Genomic DNA, 24,064 nt, shown 5'->3' on the forward strand with positions numbered 1-24,064 from the left:
TTTTAAGGAACCGCTACTTTAAATCTTAGCAAAGGTTTGTAGCTTGTCAAGAAATTTTTATCGGCGGGTAAAAACCAAAAAGGAGAGGGCCGGAGCCCTCTCCTTTTGCAGGGGACTGCCGGAATGGCTGCTAGAACTTGTACACCAATCCTGCGAAGAGTATGTTCGCCCTGTATGACGGTGCGCTGTAGGCCCCGGTTAATGTGCTCACATTCGCCTCCGCGGTACCGTAGGAGTACTGATATCCATCTACAGCGATATCGTTATAGGTGAACTTCTCGTAAGCGTACCCCCCGGTTATGCCGAGCCTTTTGCTGACAGCATACTTCGCTTTCACGCTGAACGCAGTCTTCCTGTAGTCATCCCAGTTCGAAATATCACTAGTTTGGGGAGGCGGCCCATCAAAGAAGGAAAAATCCGCAAACCCGTCCGACTTCATACGATCAAACTGCACATTGAAGACTAACGTTTGTGGGATCGCGTCTATTTCAGCGCCTATACCGTAATTATAGGTCTTGTCCTTCTGATCCAGTCGCCACGTATACTGATACGTAGTGGTATTGGTAAAGAAACTGGCGGCGTTCGGATCGAGGCCCGCACTTGAGGTGCTCGCGCGTTGCACCTGTGATACCTTTGTCTCCTCGTACTCTACATAGCCGCTCACCGCAATAAAACTGTTTATTCTCCAATCAGCATCTATACCGTACTCATTCGTCTTATCATCTCTCAGGCCAAGGACGGTATCGGTGAATTCGGATTTCTTGTTTTTGTAATGCAGACCGAAGCTAAGTGTGTCCAATGGATAGATATCAATCGATGCCTTATAGGTATCACGATCCATTGGAGCGGCATCGAAACGCCTGATATACGGCTCTACAACATCTGCAGCAGCCTGGTCGGTTGCAAAGAGGGTTTCCGTTCTCCCTTTCGTAGACTGCCTGTCCAGCCTCTCATACCCGACCTTCGCGGTCATAAAGTCCACGCCGCTCCACTTCAAATCCACTGCATAGATGTTATCGGTCGTCTCGGGCAAATCCGTCCTGTTCCTCTTGGTGTTCAGACGCGAATAGGCCGGCGTCAAGGAGAACTTGGCCGGGAGCTTGACATCGAGCTCCACTCCGTAGCTCCTTTTCTCGTAATCAAAGAGGTGGTTAAAAAATTGGCTTCCGCCGTTGACGTTAGAATCTGTGTGACCAATCTCGTCGGACTTGTTCTTTTTATCGTAGTACTTGTAAAATGCTTTTGCGCCGAGAAAACCCACTGGTCGTGAGGTAAGGACAAAAGAGTAACTATTAGCAGTGAGCTTACCGTCAAATTCCGAATCGGTTAAAGTAACCTCCTGAATGCCGCCAGCGACATCTCTTACCCAGTAGCTTTTGGTGGCATTCAACATGGGGAACGCGAAGTCCGATCTTGTATCTGAACGGGCAATATTGACATTCAAGGCGCTGTAGAGGGGAAGCTTTACTACACCTTTGAAGCTGTAATTATGGTACTTGTTATCTGGCGGGAGCGTTAAATAGTCGTCTCGCGTAGCATTCAAGGTGTTAATGCTATTCGGATTCACAAAGAATAATTTATCCTGCTCATTCGAAAACTCACTGTAGAAGTACGCAAATGAAAAGAACACGGGATTCTTTGCATATCCTACTTCGGCCTTGAGGCTGTTCGTTACATAGTCAACCGGCTCCGGGATCTCTGCAAAGAACGAACCGCCTCCGGTTCTCAATGCTACCCCGGCAGGCTTGATGCCGTCACGATCTTCTCTGGCGTAGGATAGATCAAGGTAAAGCGGTTTCAACACATCCAGTTTAACGCCTGCTTCGAACTGCTTTCTGTCTACCGAGTAATCAAAAAAATTGGTGGGATCTGCATTCGCTGGCACCAGAACAGCGCCGGTCGTCAGCCTGTATGTTCCGGCCCCGCTGAAGATTGTTCTGGCATTATAGGTAATATTATGGGGAATTTCATTGTACTTGAGATAGAACTTGAATTTTCCCCACATGCCGCTTTCAAGCTTGTAGCTCTGGGTATCGTACGCTATATCACCTGCATTGAATTTCATGAAATACCGGTTGTTGTCGTACTTCAGGCGGATATCTCCATACACTCCGTCCTGGAGATCCCGGTATTCATTGAACTTCGCCTCGTTTCCGTCCACATTCACAAGCTTCCCGACAGCCTTGATCTCGCCGCTCAAGGGCTTCGCTTCATCTGCATAGGCTCCGGTGCTCAGCAAGAAGAGCGCGCAGAGAACTGCCGTATATGTTAATATCTTTTTCATTCCCGTTCCTCCTATCTGGTGAATTTAGGGCCTCTTCTGCCGACTCCGAAGCCACCATGGATGTTCGTATGGCAGTTGAGGCACGAGCGTGCGACCAGCTTGTTCCTGCTCGATAACGACCCTGCCCCTCCGAAGCCGAACTCAGCTGTATAAGGAACACCGGGATGCTGGGTCCAGTCGTGACAGCTCTGGCAGATATTAGGCATCTTCTTTGTCAGGAGCTTGTTATGATTGCTGCCGTGTGCCGTGTGACAGATCATACAGTTCTCCTCGACCGGAGGATGCTCGAACATATACGGACCCCTCTTCTCTGCATGACATTTGTAGCAGAGCTCGTTCACGGTATCCGCCTTCACCATTTTCGGGCCGAAGGAGCCGTGCGGGTCGTGGCAGTCGCTGCACGAGACCTTCCCCTCTTTTATAGGATGATGGGACTGCTTGTTCGTCTGGTGCCTTATGTCGCGGTGGCAGCTGTTGCAGAGCTCGGTCTGTTTTTCCTTCAGGCCTTTGTAGCCGCCGCCGTGGCCGGAATGGCACTGATCGCAGGAGACGCCGGCGGATTTGTGTTTGCTCATATTCCAGAACGCAAGGTGCCTGGATTCCTCGTGGCAGGAGAGGCATTGAGCCGATTTCGCCTTCGCCTTTTCCTTCCGGTCGAAACTGATAATGCCGGTATCCTTTCCGCCGCCCTTTTCCACATGGGCGGCGCCGGAGCCGTGGCAGGACTCGCAGCCCGCGCCCGTTGCCGGGCTGCCGGGAATGGACTTCTTCGCATGGATCGAGTGCGCATAGCTTTCGTACGCCGCCTCGTGGCACCCTTTACAGGTATCGGCGCCTGCATAACCTTTGCCGCCTTCAGCAGCACTTTGAGATGAAAAAGCCATCGTGCAGACCAGCAGCAGGATGGGTACGACCGGTAAGAAGCGTTTCATACACTGCCTCCTTTGCAGATTTCACCGCTATCAATTGAAAGCACGTCCATGCATGCCCTTCTTGCAGAGGCCACTCTCTTGTGACCTGCATCACTAATCCGTTATCGACTTAAATTCATTTCTCTTGAATTAAGTGTTTGTTTTATATCTCTAAATATATATCCAGGAGAACATGTGGCAATCGCAACTTTAGGGTAAGCTCTGACCGCCTTGCATGGACATCCGGGGAGATTTCGGAGACATAGAGGGCTTGAGGAAGGGAGAGGCAGTGTGGGGGTGCGGACTAAGAGCGGTGAGATGCTATGTACGCCCGAGAAGGCTCGCGGCGAGGGAGTCGCCGGCCGTGAGCGCGAGGGTATCGAGGATACCTCTGGTGATGCCCTCGATATAAGGGACCGTCCCGAGGATGGGTACGGGACAGAGCTCGCGCAGGGCATCGGGATTCGTTTTTTCGGCTATGCCGCCGGCGCCGGGGGAGGAGTAATTGATGATGACGCCGAGCACGTTCAGCCCTTCGCTCAGGGCGTGCTCCACGGTGAGGAGGGTATGGTTGATCGTGCCGAGGGTCGCCCGCGCGACGATGACGAGGGGCAGCTCCATATCCCTGGCGAGATCTCTCATGAAATAAGGCGACCCATGATGCGGAGCGGGAAGTGGTGAGGCGTCCCGTGCGATCGGCACGAGCAGGCCGCCCGCTCCCTCGACGACGAGGAATTCGTAACGCTTCGAGAGGGCCTCGTAAGCGCTCATTACCCTGGAGAGGTCGACCGGCTTTTCCTCCAGTTCCGCGGCCACCAGGGGAGCGAGGGGATAGCGGAACCGGAGCGGCGTCACCAGGTCAATGGAGTCATCCGCCTCGGCCATGGCCCTGAGATAGGTCCCGTCCTTCGGCATAAGGGCGCCATAGATCGATTCGCATCCCGTCTCTATCGGCTTCATCACGCCGGCGCGAACGCCCCGCTGCCGGAGCAGCCGGATGACAAGCGCGGCTATAATGGTTTTTCCCACGCCGGTATCCGTGCCGGTTATGAAGACACCCTTTTTCATTGCGCTCTCTCTTCCTCCAATCCCTTCAGGGCAGCGGCGAGCTCATGGTAATGGTCGAACCCTCCGTCCGCCTCGATGCCGTCATAGCGCATCGACTCGGGCCTGAAGAGGAGGCACCGCATACCCGCCCTCTTTGCACCGACGAGGTCGCGCGAAGGGTTATCCCCGATGTAGACCGCCTCGCCCGGGGGGACGCCCAGCCGCTCCAGCGCAGCGGTGAACAGGCGGGCGTCGGGCTTCCTGAAGCCGAGCCGCGACGAGAGCAGTACGGCGCCGAAGAGCCGGTCGAGGCCGCACATCGCCATCTCGGGCTCGGTGAAGACCCACTGGGCATCGGAGACGAGCGCCGTCCTGTAGCGCTTCGTAAGGTCGTGGAGCGTGTCGTAGCAGCCGTCGTAGAGACCGAAATTCCTGATCGTCAATGCCCTGAAGAGCACGGCCGTATCGACGATCGTGCTCTTCGCATAGCAGCTTTTTCCGTACTGGCCGTACCGGCCGTACCGGTGCATGAGGTCCGAGAATATCTTGTAGACATCGACTTCGGGATGCTGCTCCCCGCTCTCCTCCTGGCATTTCTTCACGCCGGCGAAATACGCGGCCTTCAGCTCGCCGGGAGCGATCTTCACCGCGTGGTACGCAAGATACCGGGCGAGCGTTTCATAGACCACCGGATCGTGCTCATCCGTGGTGATGTCGATGATCGTGCGGTAGAGGTCGAAGAGCACCGCCCTGATTACCACCGTCCGAGCCCTCCGTCGAGGCACGCCATCGCCTCGGCGACCAGCCGCCTCCGGTACCCCCGGTCGAGATAGCTGTTCCGCGCGATCCTCAGCTCGGTCAATGCCATGTAAAAGGGATTCCGCGCGGTAAAGCGATGGAACACCGTCTGCGGATCGGGGGAATGACGCGCATAGGCCTCGAGGAAGTGCCCGATGAACGGCTCGGACGCGGCGGCGCTGCCGGTGCGCCACAGAAAGGCATGCTTCAGCTCGCCGCATATCATGCTCACGTCGATGGCGGCATCGCTCTCCCTCATCCGTTCGAGGTCGATGGCGACCACCTCGCCCTTGCCGGTGAAGAGAAAATTGGTCGGCGTGGCGTCGCCGTGGACGATCACCCGCTCCGCCCTCCGGAGCAGCGGCTGTTCCAGCCATGCGTCCATGAGCATCAGGAAGGTCCGCTCCTCGCCGGCAGTGACAATCCCGTGGCGGTAGAGGGAGTCGAGCACCTTGATAAAGTAGTCCTCCACCGGTTCGAGGTCCACGGCAAGGGCCGTGGCGGTCCTCGTATGCAGCGCGAAGAGAAACGAGGCGAGCGCCGAGAGCTTCTCTTTCAGCAGCGGGCCGTCTCCCCTGAAGGCCGCGCGCTTGAAGAAATGGTCCAGGGGCTTCCCTTCGATATATTCCTCGACAACGGCGAGCCCGATCGCCTCGTGCCGGGCGAAGGGGCGCACGACATAGTGGGGAGAGGAATCGAAGCCGAAGCCCCGTATCTTCCGGAGGTTGTCATACTCGGCCTTCAGCCTCAGCATGCGATCCGATCCGGCGTCCTGCAGGTGAAAGAATTTGCCGATCAGCGCGCGCTGCGTCTTCTCCTCGGTGTATTTGTATACACGCCGCGACGACGTGCTGCTGACATGGAACCGTGGCTCCTCCACCTCCCGGCAGACCTGGGTGGTGAGGACTTCATACAGCGGATCCGCATAATCGAGTGTCCCGAGGTACCCATTACTCATAGAGTAATTCTATCATTTTTCATTATATGATCCTGCTGTCAATGCAGAACACCTGACCGGTGATATTCCCGGTGCCGGCGAGATAAACGGCGAAGCGCGCCGCTTCGTCAGGGTCGGAGAGCGTCCGGAGCAGGCTCGCCGCACGCGCCCGTTCCAGCGCGTCGCCCGCGGCCCTTCCCATGTCCGTGGGCAGGTACCCCGGCAAGAGCGCATTCACCCTGATGTCCCGTTCGGCCAGCTCGAGGGCCAGGGTACGGGTAAGGCCGAGGACCGCGGCCTTCGAGGCGCTGTAAGCCGCCTGCCCCGGATTGCCCTTGAGCCCCGAATAGGAGGAGAGGTTGATGATATGCCCTCCCTTTTCCATATGGGGCGCAAAAGCGCGTACGGTATTGAAGATGCCCTTCAGGTTCACCGCCAGTACCCGGTCCCACTCCTCTTCCCGCTGCCGCAGCAGCAGCGCATCATGGGTGATGCCGGCGTTATTCACCAGGACATCGATGCGCCCCCACTCCCTGAGCACGCGCTCGGCCATGCAGCCGACCTCGGCAGCGCTGCTTACGTCGGCCCGGATCGGGAGCACCCTGCCTCGCACAGGGTCCGGCGTATGCGCGGCAAGCTCGCGGGCGTCGCTTTCGGACCGGTGGTAGTTCGCGACGACCCGGTATCCCTGCTCGGAAAAGGCCGCAACGAGAGCCCTCCCGAGCCCTCGCGTACCGCCGGTGACAACAGCGACCCTGTTCGTCATAAGGTGTCTATTCATGGTATAATTTCAGACAATTTTAACAGGCTTTGAGCGTAATGCGTCAAGCGCCATGGTCTTCTGCAGTTTGACACACGGCGCTTGACGCATTACGCTCAAAACGTCCCGGAGGGCCCATGACGCGTTTTGAAGAAGTCCAGATGAAGATAGCCGAGACGGCTAAGAACTACCTCGAGATATTCAACATGCAGGTATTCATAGAACAGTTTACGCTCGACCGGGAGAGCGTCTTCTCTCTGACCCTTCCCGATATGGAGCCCCCTTATCCCCTCTCGGCCACGGTATCCTTCACCTATGACGCCTTCCAGACCGGCATAACGCTCTACGAGGACAGCTCGCCGGAAGAGGGAGAAGGGGATATCGATACATCGTTCGAGCTCGAGATCACCGTCAAGCTGCCGGTGCTGGTGGCCTATCCCCACATCGAAGGGCTCCTCGACGAGATCGAAGAGAACTACCCCGACACGCAGCCCCTCCTCATCGCCCGGGAGATGATCCCGAGCGACGAGCCTGTCAAGGAGTACGAGATCACCTATTCCTACGATGTCGAGGCCGAAGACGTTGCGGACAGCGACCTCTTCGAACAGATATTCTCCGAGCTCAAGGGAGTGCTCGAGCTCATCAACGAGCGGACACGCGACTATATCGATCACACCTGGTACAGCGGGGAGGAATGATACCGCTGCACGCCATCGACTTCGTGCTCCTCGATATGGACGGCACGCTCCTGGACCGGTACTTCGACGACTACTTCTGGGAGCACCTCGTCCCCGAGAAGTACGCCGAGAAGCACAAGGTGACCTTCGGCAAGGCGAGGGAGGTGCTGCTCGCCCTGTACAAGGCGCACGAGGGGACGCTCAACTGGACCGACATCGACTTCTGGTCGCGGGAGCTGCACCTCGACATCCCCGCCCTCAAAGAACAGATCCGCCACCTCATCGAGGTACATCCCCACGTGATCGATTTCCTCGGCGCGATGAAAGAGAAGAACAAAAAGGTCTGCCTGCTCACCAACGCCCACTACAAGGTCCTGGATATCAAGCTGAAGAAGACCGAGATCGGCGGGTACTTCGACCGGTGCATCACCTCGTTCGAGATGGGTTATCCGAAGGAGATGCTCGAATTCTGGGAAAAGACGCAGCAGCTCCTGGGGTTCGATAAGGAGCGGTCGCTCTTCATCGACGATACGCCCGGGGTGCTGAGGACGGCAAAGGCCTTCGGCATCAAATATCTCTTTCTCAAGATCGGGGCGAACTCGAAAAAGAAAGACGCTCCCTCACACGAGTTCCCCATCCTCAAGGACTACCGGGAGCTCCTGGAGCCGGCTGCGTAGAGGCACTGCTCCGGCCTGCGGCCGTTCGGCCGGCAGAGAAGCGCTTATGCGCTGTCGGAGCAGTCGTTGCGCCAGAGACAGCCGTGCTGCTCGCAGGTCTCGATCCTCCCGGTAGCAAAGCATGGCTCGTTCCCCTCGTCCTGCTGAATCGCCCTGATGAGCTCCTGCTTTTTCATCTTACCGCCCTTGATGCCCCGCTCCTTCGCGATCTCCCTGATCTCCTGCAGCTTCATATCCCCCTCCTGAAAAGTGATGAGCAGCGACCTCTTTAAACTTTAGCACATTCTCCCTGTTTAGCAACTCTTCATTGCGGCAACACGCATCAGAAGAGGGGGAGTGAGGCGGGCGCTAGGAGGCGATGCCCAGCTCCTTTTTGAGCCAGGCCTCGATCTTCTTGCTGATCGGGTACATCCTGAAGCACGCCCGCTCCTTGTTCTCCTCCATCGCCTCGAGCAGAAGCTCCTCGGGTACTTCATCGATCTTGGCCAGGGTCTCGGCATACTCCGCTGCCGTGTGGCGCATCAGGAAGAGCTGCGGCTTCTTATCCGCTGCATCGATATAGAAGATATACCCCTTGATCGGCTCGCGGAACGTGGGCCCCTCGTCGCCCGCCTTGCAGCGCGGCTCCATAAGGTCCTTCGGTTCGAGGTCCCACCGTATATGGTCGATGACGAACTGCTCCTTCTTGATCTGCTCCAGTGACAACATCTCGCTGAACATCATGGCTTCCTGCCTCCTTCTTCCTCACTGCTGTCCTTTCCGGGCGGCCGCCGCTCGGGCACCCTCCGGTGTCTCACTGTCCCCCGGTTCCACGCCTCTGACACGTACAGGCCGCAGTAGCAGCTTCCGTACTCGTCTATATCGGGATCTTTATAGACGCAGGGACATATTATATCATTATCCCCCTCCCTGGTTCCCGCAGCGAGGCGGCAGGGGCAGGAGCGGTAGCCGTAGCGCTGCTCATTGGCGAGCAGGCCCTCCAGCAGTTCCATTACATACTCTTTATCGCTGTTGAGCCGGATGCCCTGCGATGCGGCATACCGGGCAAGGAGCTCATAGAGGCGCTCGGGCGTCATGGGGCGAGCAGCGCTGCTTTCAACCGCTCTTCGTCGAAGCCGGTGATCACTTCACGAATGACCACCGTCGGATAACTGCCGGACGGGTTGTACTTCCTGACCTCCTTGGAGGCGAGCCACTGTTCGCCGCTGTCGAGGAGGTCCACTTCGACAAGGTCGAACGCGATGCCGTTCTGCTCGAGAAAACGCCGCACCCTTTTACACATCGGACAGGTGCTCAGGGCATAAACGGTTACGCTCTTCTTCTGTTCGGCCATGGGTGCGTGCTACGCATTGCCGACCGGGCCGCCCTCCGGCATATCGGGACTGCTCCGGCGGTAGAGCTCTGCCGCGGTCAGGCCCACGTCTTCGAGCATCTCCCGGTGGGCGGCAGCGACCCTGGTGAGCGGCACCATCAGGGTCTCGGCGACCTGGGGGAGCGCCAGCCCTTTGCCGTAATGCAGCTCGGCAATCTGGACTTTGAGAGCGTCGTCGAGAATATATGTCTTCAGCTCCTCATCCGGCACATCTATAGCAGCGCAGGCCTCGTTGAAGGAGAGCCCGTTCTGCATGCCCTGCTTTATCTTCGCCATTGCTTCGTTATAGATCTTGTCCTCTTCGGGCGTATACTGCTTGTACTGGGGATCGGGCATAAAACTCCTTTCACGAGAGATAGGTAATAAACTTTACCACACTGAAGAACCTTTTAGCTATGGACGGCGTTTGCTCATGCAGAGGAGGGGGCGAGGTGAGGCATTTGGAGCAGCATGGGCAGCCCAGGCGAAGCCAGGATGGCAGAGCGGGCTGCCCCGCCTCGGAGGACGGCGTGGATGCCGTCCGAGAATGAGCACAAATGCTCCGCCTCGCCCCCTCCTCTGCATGCTGCATCTATATTGTTCAGCTTACGAGGCTTCGGGGAGGTCTTTGCAGATATCGGGGTAGAGATTCCTGGCGCATTCGGGGCAGATGCCGTGGCTGAAGACCGCATCGGAGTGGTCGTGGATATAGACCTCGATCTGGTTCCAGTACCCCCGGTCATCGCGGATTTTCTTGCAGGAGGCACAGATAGGCAGCAGCCCGCTCAGCACTTTCACCCGCGCGAGCGCGTCCCGCAGCTGCGCGATCAGCTGCTCCCGCTCGACCTCGGCCTGCTTGCGCTCGGTGATGTCCTCTCCGGAGCTGAGCGTAGCCGCGACAGCGCCGTGCCGGTCCCGCAGCACCGCATTGCGCCAGGCGATCAGCCGCTCTCCCTTCTTCGTGATGACGGGATTTTCGAAATAGTCGGCCGGTTCGACATTTCCGGCTATCAGCCTCTCGAACCCGGCTCTTACGCTGCCCCGTATCCGCTCCGGCACGAAGAGATCGAACCAGTTTTTTCCCACGATATCCTGCTCCCGGAGCCCCAGGACCTCGCAGCCCTTGCGGTTGATAAGCGCCACCTTCTGGTCCGCGCCGATCGCGAGCAGGATGACGCCGGCGATGTCGAGGTATTCCTGCAGCTTATTCTTCTGCTCCCTGAGCAGCTCCTCGCTCTGTTTCAATTTGCGGAACAGGAGATTGTACGGCTGCTCGAGCCCCGTCTCGATGATCGCCTTGTAGATGCAATAGAACGAAACGATCTTGAGATAGTGGCCGATCATATTGGAGAAGCCGTAGAGGTGGACATAGATCGTGAAGGAGAGCTCCGTTCCTATCGTCGCGATGATCGAGAGCACCAGCAGGCGGAGCACCCGCGGGTCGAATTCCCGGCGCTGGCGCAGCAGGAGCACCATCGCCCCGAGGAGGATTGCGCAGATGACGTACTCATTGATGATCTTGAAGCGCGTCAGTCCCACCCCCTTGACGAAGGCCGCAGGGAACACCTGCCAGTAAAAAATGGTCGTCAGCATGAGCGCGCTCACGGCAGCGTAGACGAAGAACGCTGCCGGCGCATGCAGCTTCCTCCTGATGAACCAGGGGGCGACGAGGAGCGAAACGCTCTCCACATAGCGGGCGACGAGCCATATCTGGGGAGGGAGGTTATCGTCATCATATCCCCTGAAGACCCCCATCCCCTTGTAGGCGAGCGTGTGGAGCAGGTCGAGGCCTGCGACGAAAAGATAGGCGACCCCCAGCAGCAGGAGATAGTCGTTGTTCATGAAGCGCCGCGAGTGCCAGGCGATCATGAACATGCCGCAGGCGATGACGATGCTGAAAATCTCGGCGATAGTATGGAAAAGAAGATAATTTCTGACCTGAATAATGTAGAGCGCCAGGAGGACAAGAACGCCGACGAGGATCGTCAGCACGGTGCGGATCAGCGACGATTGTCTCTCCATGATACTCTCTCTCATTCAGGGTACTGGCAGGGTACCGGCAGGCCGCGGTCCGGCCGTACCGTGGTCACTTCTGCAAAAGCATTATAACATTTTCGCGAACCGTATCGGCAAAGGCCTGATACCGGTCAGCCTGCGGTCCTGCAGTCTCTGCGCCTGCAGCCTCTGCGGTGGAAGGGAGGAGGGGCGCCCCGAAGACGACGCGCAGGCGCGAAGGTCTTATGAAGGCCGCACCCCGCGGGAGGGCCTTGTGGGCTCCCTCGATAGCGGCGGGGACGACCGGCGCCCCCATCTCGAGGGCCAGGATGCCGATCCCTTTCTTGAAGGGCAGGACCTCTGTCGTGGAGGAGCGGGTCCCCTCGGGGAATATGCAGAGGGACTGACGCCTCCGGATCACGTATGCCGAAAGCTGGAGCGCCTTGGTAAGGTACACTTCGGAATCGATGGGGATCACATGCGCCAGCCGGCCGAACCATGAGGTGAGCGTCCCGGTAAAGTACTCCTGCAGGCCGAGGAAGTAGAGCCTCCTGAACGTCCTGAAGGGGACGGCGGCGGCTATGATGAAGCCGTCCAGATAGCTCGTGTGGTTGGGGGTGATGACGAACGCTCCCGCTTCCGGTATGCGATCGGCCCCCTCTACCCTGAGCCGGAAAAAGAGCTTGAAGAAAGACTTCTGCAGCATGAACAGGCCGAAGGTGATGCCCAGCGCCAGGGGGCCCTGCGCATAGCCGATCCTTTCCGCCTCTGCCGGCGAAGGCTCACGGCCGAGGATATCCTTCCATGCCACCGCAGCCCCTCCGGCAGCTCCCTCGTCCTCACGGTAGGTCTTCACCGCCGCGACAATCTCGCCCACGGTCTGCACCCCGGCAAGAAACGTATCGGGCAGGTCTATGGAAAAGGCGCTCTCGAGGAAAGATACGAACTCTATCTTCTTCAGGGAATCGAAGCCGAGATCGAGCTCGAGATTGTCGGCGGCGCGGAGGGGGACCTCCTCTCCCATTACTGTCCTGATGCCCTCCACGACCGTTCTTCCCGTCGCATCCCGGAGCAGGGAGCTCTCCGTGAGAATCCCGGGCTGCATTTCCGGCCGTCCTGCAGTGCGCTCCCTCTTCGCAAGCATCTCCTGCACCATGAAGCGCCGCAGTTTGCCCAGGGGCGTGCGCGGGAGCGGATCGGAGACGAGCGTGAAGCCCCTGATCCTCATATACTCCGGGAGCTTCAGGGAGACGGCGGTGATCGCGTCGTTCAGCGCCTCGGTGATATTCCCGATCGACGCCTTCTTCGCATACTCGACATCGGGAACGATCACGGCATGAATCGAATCGGCTGCCGCCGATCCCGCCAATCCAGAAGGAGCAGGCACCACGCACATCTCTTTTATGAGCGGGGTGGTCATATAGGCCTTCTCGACATCCTCGGGGTAGATGTTCTTCCCCGAGCTCAGTACGATCACCTCCTTCTTGCGGCCCGTGATGAAGAGGTATCCTTCGTTGTCCAGCGCACCCATATCCCCGGTCAGGAACCAGCCGTCCTTCATCACCTCGGCCGTGGCGACCGGATTCCGGTAGTAGCCCTTCATCACCATGGGCCCCCGCACCATCACCTCTCCGGCATCGCTGAGCGCGATCTCCGCTCCGGGCAGCGGTCTGCCGACCGACCCCGGCTTGCGCCGCTCCGGGGGAGTGAAGGTGACCACCGGCGCCGTCTCGGTGAGCCCGTATCCCTCGAGCACCGTGAACCCGAGCGCCTCGAGATCCCTCATCACCGCGGGGTCGAGCCGCGCGCCGCCGCTCGCGAAAAACCGCACCGCGGGGAAGCTGGCATGGACCGAGCCGAACACGATCCTGCCTATATTGAGGCCCGTCACTTTCCGGACAGCTCCGCAGAGCCGCATCATCCTGAAGAGAGCTCCTGCGAGTGCCCCTTTCTCCCTCATTTTTGCCGTAATGCCGTTGCGGATCATCTCGTAGAGGCGTGGCACCCCCACGACGACGGTCACGCGGGTATCCCGGATCGCTCCGATAAGCTCTGCCGACTTCAGCCCCGGGCCGAAGGTGACGGCAGCGCCGAGGAAAAGGGGGACGAGAAAGGTGCACATGAACGGATAGGTGTGGTGCAAGGGAAGGATCGAGAGCACCGTATCCTCATGGGTCACGACGCGGGCTGCGATGACCGCTTCCGCATCCGAGCAGAAATTGCGGTGGGTGAGCACCACTCCTTTGGGCGTTCCCGTCGTCCCGGACGTATAGATGATCGAGGAGATATCATCGGGGGAGAGGGAGGCTGTTGCAGAGAGAGAGGGCGGCTGCGCTGCGGCAGGGTCGCCCTCGCCGGCGGCGCTCCGGGAGGCAGCGACCTCGTCGAGGTCCAGGCCCTCCCGTCCTTTGAGCGCCGCGGCAACGTTCGCCGCTGTCCTGGCGCTGTAAACGATGATCGTTGCTTCCGCAGCGGTGATGAGCGTACCGATCTCCCCGGCGCCCAGCTGCATGTCGATGGGTACGGCGACAGCGCCGCGCTGCACGATCGCGAGATACGCCGCACACCACTCGGGCCTGTTCTCCGCGACGAGGGCGATGCGGTCGCCGCGCCGCGCACCGCACCCTCCCAGCAGGTCATCAATATACTGCACCAGGGAGCGCACTTCGCCGTAGCTCATGGAGCGCCAGGAGCCGGCGAAGTAGGTGAAAGCGATTCGGTCGTTGTTGCGTTCTGCAGCGGCAAGAAACAGCGAGGGGATCGTCTCAGCCATGCAAAAGCGTCAATGCCCTTTCATGGAGTGCCCGGTTTCCTGCTGCGAGCAGCGGAACGCTCCGCTCGACGCCGAGGGAGACCCCGTCGAGGGAATTGCCGTCCATATCCGTACAGAGGCCGCCCGCCTCCTTTACCAGCAGGTAGCCGGCAGCGAAATCGAAGGGCCGCGAGGGCGAGGGCATGGCGAAGATACTGATGGAGCCGTACGCGAGATAGGACAGGTCGAGCGCCGTAGCGCCGAGGCAGCGGGTCCTCCTCGCCTCGGCGAGGAGCGGGAGTATGCGGGGAAGATCGAGCTTCGGGTTCGGCGTCTCGTAGGCGATGAGATTGAAGATATCGCTTTCCTGCGCGTGCACCGGCTCGCCGTTGAAGAACGCCCCCTTGCCCCGTTCCGCCCAGAATTCGTCGCCCGAGAGCAGGTTGATAACATAGGCGAGCGAGACGCCGCCCACCGTGGTATCCTCGGCGATCGCGATGGACGAGCAGTAGAAGGGGACGCCGCTGACGGCGTTCTTGCTGCCGTCGATCGGATCGATCACGGCGATGGTGCCGTTTCCGGTCATCCCCTCGCGCGCAGACTCCTTGATGCCCATCTCTTCCGATACGATGGTCATGGGCTCATCGAGCGATTCGAGGGAGCCGACGATGATCTCTTCGGCCTGCCGGTCGATCGGAAAGGTCTTGTCGCCGGCCGCCCCTTTGCCGATCGATTCGGAGGCGAACGGTTTGAGTCTCGTCTCTCCTATCTCGAAGAAGAGCTCCCTGCCGATCTTTCTAAGGTTCTCCACGTTCATGGCAAACTCCTGCATCAGGTGCGGCCGTCGGGTTATTCATGATGATAGCATAAAAGAACGCCGAGGGGGAGAGCCAGCTACAATTCCACCCTCTCCTTGTGAGCGAAGCCTTTCGAATAATCGAGGTAGAAGCCGGAGACCGGCTCGATCTTGACGAAGACGATCTCGAAGCTCTGCGGGAAGCTGACGATAAAGGGGAACTTCTCGATATAGAGCCGCGCCGCCTTGCCGATCTCGGTCCTCTCCGCAAGCACGGTGGCGACGCCCTCCACCTGGACCCCCTTGATCGTGAACCAGTCCTCGTAATCCTCATCGACCGTATACGCCACATGGGGGTTCTTGCGGATATTCTGTACCTTTCTCGAGCTCCTATTCGTGGCGAAATAGACGGTGACGCCCTCGGAGGCATACTCGACCGTGTGCGCCATCGGCCTGCCGTTCGCGGATACGGTCGCGAGGGTCATCTTTTTATGGGACTGGAGATAAGAGGTTATGTTCTCCCGTATCTCGTCGGTCGTATCCATGCGCCCCCCATTCCTCCCGTACACCGCTGCAGCGTTCATCACGGTGTCCGTTCTCTATTCATATCATAGACCAGATATATAGTGTTGGCAAGACAGGGAAGCGAGCATCATACACCCGTTATCGCGCTTCTCCTGCGGCGTGCATCACGAGAGTCACGCCGTCTACGAGAACTTCGCCTGCTGCTTCACCACCTGGGGAGCAACGCCCTTCGGGTCTTTCATCGAGAGGATCACGAGGGCGCCGTCGGAGAGCATGACGATATGAATCCCCTTATCGCTCTTGTTGAGCATCTTGCCTATCGTAACCGCTGCAGACGGCTCATAGAGCACTTTCATCTTGAGCGCATCCTCCTCGAGCCAGGCCATCATGAGCGAGCACTTCTGGCGGATCATATCGGTCACGGTGAAGACCGCGGTATCGGCGACAAAGTACATCATCGAGCTTATGGTGAGCTTCTCCTGATCGGTCTTGTTCTTGATGCGGAACATCAGTTTCTTCTGGTCCACGACACGCTCCTTTTTTCGCCCCGGCCTTTCCTTGCGGCGGTAACGCCACATCTCATGGGTATCGGTACTCTACACTATTCGGAAGATTTTTGACATGGTATGCAGCGGATCGATCGGGATGCTCAGCTCGCGCGGAGGGCGTCGACGATATTCATCCGCGAACCGTTGAGCGATAAAAGTATTCATCTCGTTATGACAGGAGACTTGAAGCCCTGGAGAAATCACTGTCTTTTGTCCAGTACGCCTTCAGAGTGTGTTGAGTCATATAGAGGTCCTTCATCAATGCATTGGGCTCTCTTCCCTTGGTCATGCGGCGCGCAGACTGTCACGACCCCGCTGCATTCACCACCTCTCCTATCAGAGGCAGTAAACCCTATACGATATATCCTTCCGTTGCCTTTGCCAGAGCGCTCGGAACGGATCTGGAGTGGTTGAAGAGCTCCATCAGGGCCGGTGTCACCGTCTCCGAGGCCATTGACCGGCTCATCCTGATGAACACTGCTTATAGTTATGCTTACAAGGTCGTTATCAGGATCAGTAATACCGTTTATCGATACCGCTCTAAACTTATGGTCAGGCGGCCACAACGATGCTGGCGAGGGCTTCGCCCGGGAGCAATCCGGCGGATTATTCCCTGTGGACTCAACAAAACCAAACATTTGCACCACTAGAGTCCGGCAGTTGTTCTCCTCATTCAGCTCTGCAATCTCCTTGGCAGCATCGGTGCACCCAAAGAGCCAGTACAAACCCGGCTCCAAGTCCTGAGGCACCGGCACTTCCTCCTTATGCTCACTGAACTGTTCAACTGCCAGCTCCGGAGCCAGACGCTCTCCGATAACCATATCATTCATATCTAACTGCTGGTCCTTGGAAAGGTAGTACCGTGTCTTACTGGGAGGTACGGCAACTGTTCCGATATTTATCGTCGTCTCTTCGAGGGGGATAGTCGGGCGGCCAAAAGGAATTTTAATGAGAGGCGGGAAAAAAGTCCTCAGCATAAGATCAGGCCCGCCTTTCCATGTGACATATATAGGCGCACTCTCTCCCTCTCCACTCCAGTAGTAATCTGCATTATAGGCGAGCATGCTCACAAAGATGATCTTATCGGTCCCAATTCTCTCTCCCTTGTAACTGAAGCTCCACTTCCCCTGGTCATCCGAACTGCCATACCATTCAAGTCCTTGGTGAGGTCCGGCGACAACCATTGCATGGAGAGGGTAGTTTGAATCAGGTTGTATGCCGTCCATAACCCGCACTTCAGTCTTATGGATTTCATTTAACGTACGCTCTATAGTGCGAGGCGTTAATATCTCGATGGCGGTAGGGATATAATCGACAATCCGATCATATAAATACTGCATGTTGTAATAGAGGAGTGCCGCTGCCTCATCCGTCCTCTGCTCATGTGTTCCCTCGTGGACAAGCGTAATGAGCTGCTGGAGAATCGTCTGCGCATCAACATAGCGTTCCTCTCTTAAAGCGTGATCGCTTTGTGCCAACAATTCTCTTACTTTCTGCGCCAGAACAGCATCTCTGAGCCATCCGAGCAATGCTGCCTCTTCCACATAGCCCTGAATCAGCCTATTAAATTCGACGGGCAGGAAAGCAGCAGGAAGCGCTGTAGGCCCAATGGTTTTTATTACATAGCCTAGACTCTCTTGTTTGCGCCACTTCTCATCCATTATCTCACTTGTGTCATCTTCCTGCTCAGTCCAGTCATCCGGCAGGTTCAATTTAAAAACATCCGGTTTGGCTACCATGTTACGAATTCCAGGAAGCCCATAACTAATCAACTGAAACTCACCAAGTGTCTGGCCAGGCATAATAGGCGGTACAGACTCCCTCCAGCGAGCCCAGGACGCCGCCACGCGAGAGCCTAGCAATGAAACCCCTTTTTTATGCTCAAAGGTAAGCCCGTAAGAATCCCAGCCCGACACCGACAAGGCAGCAAAGGGCACAACACGATACCCTCTCTGCTCGGCAAGAACAAGCTGTGAGAAGGATGGCTTTTTATATCCCATCGGTAGAGAATATAGCTCGGAGGGTTTGACCCCGCCGGGAGATACCTCGACATCAAGCGCAATCTCGCTAATGCTCAGAGTGTTTTCTTGCGGATTGCTAACTGTGTAGTAGTAATTATACTTGCCTGTGTCATCAAGAGTAGCACGTGCCTGAATTTTTACATTATCAAGTGGAGATGGTGGCGCAATTTGGGCATCAACAAATTCTACCGCAAACAGTATAACAATCACCAAAACCGTAAAAGTAGATAGACTATTCCTCAGCTTCATCATCAACCTCCGGTTCTCTCCTTAATCACGCCTTAAGTGGCCTGGATCTCCTTTCAGTGGCCGCAGCATGCATTGGCCTGCAAGTCTACGCAATACTGTATCTTTCCATACCGGGTCAAACGTCCCGCCAGAAGGCCTCGGTCCGCATATGCCATTTGTGGGAACACTCTTGGCCGATATATCGGTATCCTCTCCCATCCGGTGGCTTTTATGAGGAGTGCTCCAATTTTCATTTACGTCGAGAAGCCCACCTTTCGGAAGGCTCATATCCGATATGACCAGATCGGTTCCACACGCTGCATACCATTCTCTGCTGAGACACCATAATGCATCGATAACATAGTCCTCTCCCCAATGGACATGGGGATGAGCGGGCCAATTATAGGGGTCATCCACAACAGGCTCAGAACAGCGTGCGGTTCTGCCGCACCGAACATAACCGTCCCACTCGCCGTCATCAAGCGATACCCCTGAAGATGTGCGCGGAAGCGGCGCAGGCAATTCGGAAAAACCTTTATATCCTACGTCCATGACGCTATATACCGTACACGTTTGATTGCTTTCACACGGAGGAGACAAAAAGTAATATCCCGCTGGAGGACGGCTCGCAAAAATACTGACTTCCATTCTTCCCGAAAGCGCTCCTGAATGATAGGTGAACCTGTAATCAGGGGCCAGCGTAGTGGTGTATCGCTCCGGCAAAGAGGTGCTGGGAGCCGTCTGCCACTGGTCGGTAACGCCACCGAGATTCGATACTTTGCTGCTTTCAGGCATGTCGTTACGATGTGCGGGTGCATGATGGACATCGACATGTCCGCACTGCAGTGATTCCGGCTGGGGACACTCCTCGGGCTCTCCCTTGAGAAACACTTCAAAGGGACACGGCACATGCGTACCTGTGAATATATCGTAACAATAAGTCAAAAAATCCCGGGATGGTTTTATTCTCTTTTGAGGGGAATAAGGCTCAATAGTATTTACGCCGGCAAAAATTTCTGAATACACAGGCTGGCTAAAAGCAAGAATAGAAAGGAGCGCCATCAAAAACACACGGCTGTCAGCTTTCATCACAAACCTCCATTCAGGCTTAAATGCTGAAAGGCATCTTTATAGTGCTAAGCGGAGCCCCGACGCATCCGCACTTTTGTCGCTGCTATATATATCCGGCCGGGCAGGCGTACTATACCATGTCCGCACTACTTTTCAATCCAAAAAAGACAGGAGGAGCGACTATTTTGGTATTCCTGTGATGTTCATCACAATTGGGGGCGTGCAGTGGATGCACAAATGATTTGTCCGCTCGATTCTATGTCGCTCTCAAGGCGTCGACGATATTCATCCGCGCGGCCTTGATCGCGGGGAGCACGCCGCCGATGAACCCCATGACGAGGGAGAAGAGCAGGGAGCGGACGACGATATCGGCGGTGAGCGAAAAAGAGAAGGCGAGCTCCGAAAAGGTCTGGAAGTTGACGGTCGAGATGGTAATCAGCTGCATGAAGGAGGCGAAGAAGAGCCCGGTCAGCCCGCCGATGAAGCCCAGGAAAAGCGACTCCATGACGAAGGCTGCCAGGATGCTCCGCCGCTGGAACCCCAGGGCGCGCAGGGTGCCGATCTCTCCCGTGCGGGTCGCCACGGCGGCATACATGGTGATCATCGCCCCGATGATCGCGCCGATCGAGAAGATGACCGTCAGCGACATGCCGAGGATGCGGAGGAACGTCGCCATCGCCTTCGACTGCTCCTCATAGTAGAGCGATTCCCGTTTGGCCTCGACGGTCATGCGCGGGTCGCTCTCGATGCGCTCCCGCACCTGAGTGAACTCCGAGGAGTCCCGCAGTTTGAAGAGCACCGACGAGTAGACCGGCCTGCGGAAGGCCTGCATGAGCTGGTCGGCATCGCCCCAGATCTCGGAGCTGAAGCCGGTGCTCCCTGCATCGAAGACCCCCACCACGGTCCAGTCTCGCATGCCGAAGCGGAGTGTCTCCCCGATGCCGCCTCCCCTGAACCGCGCGGCGATGCTCCGGCCGGCGATGATCTCGGACGAGCCCGGCTTCGGCATGCGTCCTTCTACGAGCTTCACCTGCGGCCGCAATTTCAGCGACTGCTCCGAGATACCCCTGATCACGACGTTCGAGGGCTTGTCGCTGCCCCGCTTCGGAAGGCTGATGAGCACCACCACCTCCTTTGCGAGGAGACGCTGCCCGTCGGGGCCGATCGCGACCTCGGGCTGCGCCTCGATGATCGCCGCCTGCTCGCGCTCGACGCCGCTCTGGACCTCGGAGTTCGATCCCTTGCGGATGACCACGACATTGTCGTACGATCCCGTGGCGATCAGCGTCTTCCGCAGGCCCTCGGCGAGCATCAGGATCGAGGCGAAGACGAAGACGACGAGGGCCATGCCCGATGCGGTGAGCACGGTGGTGAGCCGGCGCGTCCAGAGGTTCCGAACGCTGTAGGATATCGGCACCGTCATCAGCCGATCCTCCTCAGGCCGTCGGCGATGCGTATGCTGACGGCCCGCCAGGTCGGCACTATGGCAGCGACGATACCGACTACAAACGCGGCGGCGATATCCATATAGATGGTCTCGACAGCCACATTGAAGATCGGGAAATAGGTGCTGAGGGCGTTGCCGAAGGCCTCTGCAGCAGGAAAGGTCGCCGCAATCCCGAGGGCGCAGCCGAGCAGCGAGATGACCAGCGACTCGCCGAAGATCAGCCCTGCGATGTGATAGCTCCGGAACCCGAGGGCCTTGAATATGGCGTACTCCCCGATCCGCTCCCGTGCGGTCATCGCCATGGTATTGGCGACGACCGCCATGATAATGATGATCACGACGAACGAGACGAGCTGTATGGCCATGACGATCGCCTCGGTCATCGAGATGAAGCTGAGCTGGAAGGCCTTCTCGGTCTCGGTGAGCGTCTCGGCGAGAGAATTCTTGAACAGGGCATCGATCGCCACCGCCACCTCGGCGGCGCGGTTCGGGTTGTCGATGCCAACCAGGAAGAACCCGGCCTGGTCCGCGCGGCGGGGCGTCACCTTCTTCATCATCTCGTTCAGGTAGTCCCAGTGGAAAAAGAACTGGCTCTCGTCGGTGCTCTCGTAGCGGCCGGTGTAGATGCCGCGCAGTACGAAGTCCCAGTTGCCGGGATAGATGGTGCCTTTCAGCGTAATAGTATCGCCGATCTCCCATCCGTACTTCTGCGCGAGCGTGCGCCCCGCCACCGCGGCCTTGCGGTCGCGGACAAAGTCGGTCTCCTGACCGGGCGGGAGGACGAACTCGGGATAGAGCTCGAGATAGGGCTTCGGCTCGACCGCGAAATTGGCGAAGAAATTCTTCTCGTCGATGTAGATGCCGCCGAACCAGTTGCCGGCGGAGACGATCTCGACACCCTCGACCTGGCGGATCTTCTCCTTGTACGAGATCGGCAGCTGGAAGACGAGCGATATGGCGTTCCTGACGACCAGGCGGTTGGCTGCGGACGCCTCGACCCCGGCATACCAGGCGCTGATCACCGTCCGCAGGAGGCCGAAGGCGAGGATGGCGACGGTCATGCCGAGAATGGTGAGCGAGGAGCGGAGCCTGTGCCGGAAGGCGTTCCTGACGAGGAGCTTAAGAAGATACATTCAGGACACCCTTCTCGAGATGAAGCATGTGATGCGCCCTTTCCGCTGCCCTGGGATCGTGCGTCACCATGATGATCGTCTTGCCCGACTCGGCATTCAGGCGGTCCATGAGACCCAGCACCTCGCCTGCCGAGACGCGGTCAAGGTCGCCCGTCGGCTCGTCCGCGACCAGCACCGTCGGGTCGGTCACGACGGCGCGCGCGATCGCCACCCGCTGCTGCTGCCCGCCCGACAGCTGCGAGGGATAATGGTCCATCCTGTCGGCGAGATTCACCACCTGGAGCGCCATCGCTACATGCTCCCGCCGCTCCTGCTTCGAGAGTCCGGTCAGCAGCAGCGGCAGCTCCACGTTCTCGAACGCGGTCAGCACCGGGATGAGGTTGTAGAACTGAAAGATAAAGCCCACGTTGGTCGCCCGCCACCGGGCGAGCTCCGCTTCGGGCAGGGCCGTGATCTCGACGCCGCCCACCGTGATGCTCCCGCTGTCGGCGCTGTCGATGCCGGCGATGAGGTTCAGCAGCGTGCTCTTCCCCGAGCCGGAGGGTCCCATCAGGGCGAGGAAGTCACCCTCGGCGATATCGAGGGTGATGTTTTCGAGCACCGGGATGACCTGGCTGCCCCTCTGGTAGGACTTGTAGATGTTCCTGATCTCGACGATAGGGTGTCTTGTTTGTTCCATCTGCGCTGGTATCCCGGTCATTCCTCTTCGCCTGGAGTTTCGTGCTCAGGGTTTCGGCTTTTTATTTCATTTCTCTTCGATTGTTATCGCTGCGCCGCTCTTGAGCCCTTCGGGAGGGTTGACGACGACCCGGTCGCCCGGCTTCACCCCGCTCAGGACCTCGACGACATCGCCGATGCGGCTTCCGAGCGTAACCGCGGTCAGCACCGCCCGGTCTTCCCTTACCACGAATACGACGCTCCTGCCGTTGCGGGAGACGACGGCAGCGGGATTCACCGTCACCCGCGGATACTGCTCCTTCTCGGGCACCGGCTGGGAGAGGAAGGCGACCTTCGCGCTCATCTGGGGCAGTATGCGTTTATCCTTCTCGAGAAAACGGACCTTGACCATGACCGTCGCCTTGGTCCGGTCCGCAGTGGGGACGACCATATGAACTGCGCCGTCGAAGCGGCTCTCGGGCAGCGCATCGAGCTGTATTACGCTCGGCTGGTCCGTCCTGATCTTGCCGATATTCGATTCGGAGACATCGGCCTCGACCTGGAGCGACTCCATATCGGCGATGGTCACGACCGCAGCCTGGACATTGGCGGCAGCGCCGATAGGGGTAATGATGTCTCCTACATCGGCATTCTTCGTCAGGACGACGGCGTCGAACGGAGCGCGGATCAGCGTATACTCCACGTTGACATCGGCCCTCCTGAGCGCAGCCTGTGCAGCCCTGATCGCGGCCCGGGCACCTTCGACCGCGGCCTCCGCCTTCCGGTAACGGGCGAGCGCGGCATCGTACTCCGCCCTGGTCGTATAGCCCTGCTCGAGCAGCCCCTTCTCGCGGGTGAAGCTGGCTTCGGCATCGCGCAACTCGGCCTGCGCCTGCTCGAGCTCCGAGCGGGCCACGTTCAGCCGGGCGGCTGCTTCGTTCCTCGCTGCTGCCACATCCTCGCTCTCGAGCCTGGCGATGATCTCTCCTTTTCTTACGCGGCTCCCCTCCTCGACGCCGAGCCAGACGAGCCTGCCGGTGGTCTTCGCCGAGACCGCGGCCTTGCGCTGGGCCACGACATACCCGCTCGCGTTAAGGACCGTCTGCGCCTGGTAGGGATAGGTCTGCGAAACGGTCGCCACCCTGACCGCTGCCGCAGGCGTGAAGACGCCGCTCGCATAGAGAACGACCAGCGCGAGGATGACGACACCCGCCGCTATCCAGTAGAACGGTTTCCTGCGCCGTGCAGGACGGAATCCCGCGGACGATTTATCAATACGTAATTTCGAAAGATCCTCATTGGCCATAGGGTGCGGTACTCTCCCTTTCCGGTAAACAGCATGCGAAACATTACTGAGAGCGTCTAACGGAATGAGGAGGGGGAGTCGGTCATTTCGTTAGGGGCTCTAAACAATTATAGCAAATAGCAGCGTTGCTTACGGGAAAGCGC

24 protein-coding genes are annotated in these 24,064 nt (G+C 58.1%); 2 read left to right on the forward strand and 22 right to left on the reverse strand.

Annotation, left to right across the window (positions count from 1 at the left end; all coding sequences use genetic code 11):
- Positions 1-130 precede the first annotated feature (130 nt).
- The 6 genes from AB1805_08030 to AB1805_08055 all read right to left on the reverse strand — a co-directional run bounded on the left by AB1805_08030 (position 131) and on the right by AB1805_08055 (position 6,758).
- Complete coding sequence (locus AB1805_08030) at positions 131-2,284, reverse strand: MtrB/PioB family outer membrane beta-barrel protein (protein ID MEW5745367.1); 2,154 nt, start codon at positions 2,282-2,284, stop codon at positions 131-133.
- 11 nt (positions 2,285-2,295) lie between these two features.
- Positions 2,296-3,216, reverse strand: coding sequence for a DmsE family decaheme c-type cytochrome (locus AB1805_08035; GenBank protein MEW5745368.1), 921 nt, complete (start codon positions 3,214-3,216; stop codon positions 2,296-2,298).
- Positions 3,217-3,516: 300 nt separating this feature from the next.
- Complete coding sequence (gene bioD, locus AB1805_08040; protein ID MEW5745369.1) at positions 3,517-4,263, reverse strand: dethiobiotin synthase; 747 nt, start codon at positions 4,261-4,263, stop codon at positions 3,517-3,519.
- Entirely contained in the window at positions 4,260-5,003 is a 744-nt protein-coding gene (locus AB1805_08045) for an HAD family hydrolase (GenBank protein MEW5745370.1), read from the reverse strand. Before AB1805_08045 ends, bioD begins: the two co-directional genes overlap by 4 nt.
- The gene (locus tag AB1805_08050) at positions 4,997-5,998 is read right to left on the reverse strand and encodes an aminoglycoside phosphotransferase family protein (GenBank protein MEW5745371.1); all 1,002 of its coding nucleotides are present in this window, start codon (positions 5,996-5,998) and stop codon (positions 4,997-4,999) included. Before AB1805_08050 ends, AB1805_08045 begins: the two co-directional genes overlap by 7 nt.
- A gap of 22 nt (positions 5,999-6,020) precedes the next feature.
- Complete coding sequence (locus AB1805_08055) at positions 6,021-6,758, reverse strand: 3-oxoacyl-ACP reductase family protein (protein ID MEW5745372.1); 738 nt, start codon at positions 6,756-6,758, stop codon at positions 6,021-6,023.
- 116 nt (positions 6,759-6,874) lie between these two features.
- Here AB1805_08055 and AB1805_08060 point away from each other — a divergent pair, with 116 nt between their 5' ends.
- Both AB1805_08060 and AB1805_08065 read left to right on the forward strand, forming a co-directional pair.
- The gene (locus AB1805_08060; protein ID MEW5745373.1) at positions 6,875-7,435 is read left to right on the forward strand and encodes a hypothetical protein; all 561 of its coding nucleotides are present in this window, start codon (positions 6,875-6,877) and stop codon (positions 7,433-7,435) included.
- A complete protein-coding gene (locus AB1805_08065; protein ID MEW5745374.1) occupies positions 7,432-8,091 on the forward strand; it encodes an HAD-IA family hydrolase in 660 nt (219 codons plus the stop codon). The genes AB1805_08060 and AB1805_08065 overlap by 4 nt, the downstream gene beginning before the upstream one ends.
- Positions 8,092-8,135: 44 nt before the next feature.
- Here the strand turns inward: AB1805_08065 and AB1805_08070 are convergent, their stop codons facing one another.
- The 16 genes from AB1805_08070 to AB1805_08145 form a co-directional block, all read right to left on the reverse strand.
- Positions 8,136-8,324, reverse strand: a complete 189-nt coding sequence (locus tag AB1805_08070; protein MEW5745375.1) for a Rho termination factor N-terminal domain-containing protein — start codon at positions 8,322-8,324, stop codon at positions 8,136-8,138.
- Between the two features lie 115 nt (positions 8,325-8,439).
- Positions 8,440-8,814, reverse strand: a complete 375-nt coding sequence (locus tag AB1805_08075; protein ID MEW5745376.1) for a DVU0772 family protein — start codon at positions 8,812-8,814, stop codon at positions 8,440-8,442.
- Positions 8,811-9,167 (reverse strand): ferredoxin-thioredoxin reductase catalytic domain-containing protein, encoded by a 357-nt coding sequence (locus AB1805_08080; protein ID MEW5745377.1) that lies wholly within the window; start codon positions 9,165-9,167, stop codon positions 8,811-8,813. Before AB1805_08080 ends, AB1805_08075 begins: the two co-directional genes overlap by 4 nt.
- Positions 9,164-9,424 (reverse strand): glutaredoxin family protein, encoded by a 261-nt coding sequence (locus AB1805_08085; GenBank protein ID MEW5745378.1) that lies wholly within the window; start codon positions 9,422-9,424, stop codon positions 9,164-9,166. Before AB1805_08085 ends, AB1805_08080 begins: the two co-directional genes overlap by 4 nt.
- Before the next feature lie 9 nt (positions 9,425-9,433).
- Positions 9,434-9,799, reverse strand: coding sequence for a hypothetical protein (locus AB1805_08090; GenBank protein MEW5745379.1), 366 nt, complete (start codon positions 9,797-9,799; stop codon positions 9,434-9,436).
- A 249-nt stretch (positions 9,800-10,048) separates the two neighbouring features.
- On the reverse strand, positions 10,049-11,464 hold the full coding sequence (locus AB1805_08095) for an MASE3 domain-containing protein (protein MEW5745380.1): 1,416 nt from the start codon (positions 11,462-11,464) through the stop codon (positions 10,049-10,051).
- A 64-nt stretch (positions 11,465-11,528) separates the two neighbouring features.
- Complete coding sequence (locus AB1805_08100) at positions 11,529-14,210, reverse strand: AMP-binding protein (GenBank protein ID MEW5745381.1); 2,682 nt, start codon at positions 14,208-14,210, stop codon at positions 11,529-11,531.
- A complete protein-coding gene (locus AB1805_08105) occupies positions 14,203-15,006 on the reverse strand; it encodes an inositol monophosphatase family protein (GenBank protein ID MEW5745382.1) in 804 nt (267 codons plus the stop codon). Before AB1805_08105 ends, AB1805_08100 begins: the two co-directional genes overlap by 8 nt.
- Before the next feature lie 77 nt (positions 15,007-15,083).
- Positions 15,084-15,530, reverse strand: a complete 447-nt coding sequence (locus tag AB1805_08110) for a pyridoxamine 5'-phosphate oxidase family protein (GenBank protein MEW5745383.1) — start codon at positions 15,528-15,530, stop codon at positions 15,084-15,086.
- Between the two features lie 162 nt (positions 15,531-15,692).
- On the reverse strand, positions 15,693-16,037 hold the full coding sequence (locus AB1805_08115; GenBank protein ID MEW5745384.1) for a hypothetical protein: 345 nt from the start codon (positions 16,035-16,037) through the stop codon (positions 15,693-15,695).
- A 221-nt stretch (positions 16,038-16,258) separates the two neighbouring features.
- A complete protein-coding gene (locus AB1805_08120) occupies positions 16,259-18,331 on the reverse strand; it encodes a hypothetical protein (GenBank protein ID MEW5745385.1) in 2,073 nt (690 codons plus the stop codon).
- A gap of 18 nt (positions 18,332-18,349) precedes the next feature.
- Positions 18,350-19,396: a hypothetical protein gene (locus tag AB1805_08125; GenBank protein MEW5745386.1), complete on the reverse strand. Its 1,047-nt coding sequence runs from the start codon at positions 19,394-19,396 to the stop codon at positions 18,350-18,352.
- Between the two features lie 238 nt (positions 19,397-19,634).
- A complete protein-coding gene (locus AB1805_08130; protein ID MEW5745387.1) occupies positions 19,635-20,801 on the reverse strand; it encodes an ABC transporter permease in 1,167 nt (388 codons plus the stop codon).
- Positions 20,801-21,958, reverse strand: coding sequence for an FtsX-like permease family protein (locus AB1805_08135; protein ID MEW5745388.1), 1,158 nt, complete (start codon positions 21,956-21,958; stop codon positions 20,801-20,803). Before AB1805_08135 ends, AB1805_08130 begins: the two co-directional genes overlap by 1 nt.
- Positions 21,945-22,637, reverse strand: coding sequence for an ABC transporter ATP-binding protein (locus tag AB1805_08140; protein ID MEW5745389.1), 693 nt, complete (start codon positions 22,635-22,637; stop codon positions 21,945-21,947). Before AB1805_08140 ends, AB1805_08135 begins: the two co-directional genes overlap by 14 nt.
- A gap of 66 nt (positions 22,638-22,703) precedes the next feature.
- Positions 22,704-23,921 carry an efflux RND transporter periplasmic adaptor subunit gene (locus AB1805_08145; protein MEW5745390.1) on the reverse strand — a complete coding sequence of 406 codons (1,218 nt, stop codon included), beginning with the start codon at positions 23,919-23,921 and terminating at the stop codon, positions 22,704-22,706.
- Positions 23,922-24,064 lie beyond the last annotated feature (143 nt).

Source organism: Nitrospirota bacterium (genome assembly GCA_040752355.1).
Classification (GTDB): domain Bacteria; phylum Nitrospirota; class Thermodesulfovibrionia; order Thermodesulfovibrionales; family Dissulfurispiraceae; genus JBFMCP01.

Excerpts from the sequence above, each read along its gene's own strand:
- AB1805_08145 (MEW5745390.1), bottom strand. The coding sequence starts at position 23,921 with ATGGCCAATGAGGATCTTTCGAAATTACGTATTGATAAATCGTCCGCG.
- AB1805_08065 (MEW5745374.1), top strand. The coding sequence starts at position 7,432 with ATGATACCGCTGCACGCCATCGACTTCGTGCTCCTCGATATGGACGGC.
- AB1805_08080 (MEW5745377.1), bottom strand. The coding sequence starts at position 9,167 with ATGACGCCCGAGCGCCTCTATGAGCTCCTTGCCCGGTATGCCGCATCG.
- AB1805_08120 (MEW5745385.1), bottom strand. The coding sequence starts at position 18,331 with ATGATGAAGCTGAGGAATAGTCTATCTACTTTTACGGTTTTGGTGATT.
- AB1805_08090 (MEW5745379.1), bottom strand. The coding sequence starts at position 9,799 with ATGCCCGATCCCCAGTACAAGCAGTATACGCCCGAAGAGGACAAGATC.
- AB1805_08105 (MEW5745382.1), bottom strand. The coding sequence starts at position 15,006 with ATGAACGTGGAGAACCTTAGAAAGATCGGCAGGGAGCTCTTCTTCGAG.
- AB1805_08130 (MEW5745387.1), bottom strand. The coding sequence starts at position 20,801 with ATGACGGTGCCGATATCCTACAGCGTTCGGAACCTCTGGACGCGCCGG.
- AB1805_08030 (MEW5745367.1), bottom strand. The coding sequence starts at position 2,284 with ATGAAAAAGATATTAACATATACGGCAGTTCTCTGCGCGCTCTTCTTG.
- AB1805_08035 (MEW5745368.1), bottom strand. The coding sequence starts at position 3,216 with ATGAAACGCTTCTTACCGGTCGTACCCATCCTGCTGCTGGTCTGCACG.
- AB1805_08100 (MEW5745381.1), bottom strand. The coding sequence starts at position 14,210 with ATGGCTGAGACGATCCCCTCGCTGTTTCTTGCCGCTGCAGAACGCAAC.
- AB1805_08125 (MEW5745386.1), bottom strand. The coding sequence starts at position 19,396 with ATGAAAGCTGACAGCCGTGTGTTTTTGATGGCGCTCCTTTCTATTCTT.
- AB1805_08110 (MEW5745383.1), bottom strand. The coding sequence starts at position 15,530 with ATGGATACGACCGACGAGATACGGGAGAACATAACCTCTTATCTCCAG.
- bioD (MEW5745369.1), bottom strand. The coding sequence starts at position 4,263 with ATGAAAAAGGGTGTCTTCATAACCGGCACGGATACCGGCGTGGGAAAA.
- AB1805_08075 (MEW5745376.1), bottom strand. The coding sequence starts at position 8,814 with ATGATGTTCAGCGAGATGTTGTCACTGGAGCAGATCAAGAAGGAGCAG.
- AB1805_08085 (MEW5745378.1), bottom strand. The coding sequence starts at position 9,424 with ATGGCCGAACAGAAGAAGAGCGTAACCGTTTATGCCCTGAGCACCTGT.
- AB1805_08135 (MEW5745388.1), bottom strand. The coding sequence starts at position 21,958 with ATGTATCTTCTTAAGCTCCTCGTCAGGAACGCCTTCCGGCACAGGCTC.
- AB1805_08055 (MEW5745372.1), bottom strand. The coding sequence starts at position 6,758 with ATGAATAGACACCTTATGACGAACAGGGTCGCTGTTGTCACCGGCGGT.
- AB1805_08070 (MEW5745375.1), bottom strand. The coding sequence starts at position 8,324 with ATGAAGCTGCAGGAGATCAGGGAGATCGCGAAGGAGCGGGGCATCAAG.
- AB1805_08140 (MEW5745389.1), bottom strand. The coding sequence starts at position 22,637 with ATGGAACAAACAAGACACCCTATCGTCGAGATCAGGAACATCTACAAG.
- AB1805_08095 (MEW5745380.1), bottom strand. The coding sequence starts at position 11,464 with ATGGAGAGACAATCGTCGCTGATCCGCACCGTGCTGACGATCCTCGTC.
- AB1805_08060 (MEW5745373.1), top strand. The coding sequence starts at position 6,875 with ATGACGCGTTTTGAAGAAGTCCAGATGAAGATAGCCGAGACGGCTAAG.
- AB1805_08050 (MEW5745371.1), bottom strand. The coding sequence starts at position 5,998 with ATGAGTAATGGGTACCTCGGGACACTCGATTATGCGGATCCGCTGTAT.